This is a genomic window from Pseudomonas peli (assembly GCF_050563605.1).
Lineage (GTDB): Bacteria > Pseudomonadota > Gammaproteobacteria > Pseudomonadales > Pseudomonadaceae > Aquipseudomonas > Aquipseudomonas peli_A.
In genome coordinates, this window is the sequence record NZ_JBNXUH010000399.1 from 1 (window position 1) to 267 (window position 267).

The following is a 267-nucleotide window of genomic DNA, read 5'->3' on the forward strand; positions in this document are numbered from 1 at the left end:
GCGTTCGCTCGGCTCGTCTCGTGTGCTAGGTTATGTTTTTAGGAGAAAGACCCTGGGCGGTGTGACCCTGCTGTTTGCCGGTATCGGCATCCTCACCGGCACCTTCGATGGCGGCTACCTGAGCGCCCTGCCCAACCGCCTGTTCGGCATCATGAACAACCAGACCATGCTGGCGGTGCCGCTGTTCGTATTCATGGGGGTGATGCTGGAGAAGTCCAGGGTCCGTCTCTTATTCTCATTTGATGATGCCGACGACGCTCCACGATT

At 58.1% G+C, this 267-nt stretch carries 1 pseudogene; it reads left to right on the plus strand.

Features of this window, described 5'->3' with window-relative positions:
• Positions 1-267, plus strand: a pseudogene (locus ACQ4LH_RS22090) (hypothetical protein); the annotation flags it as partial.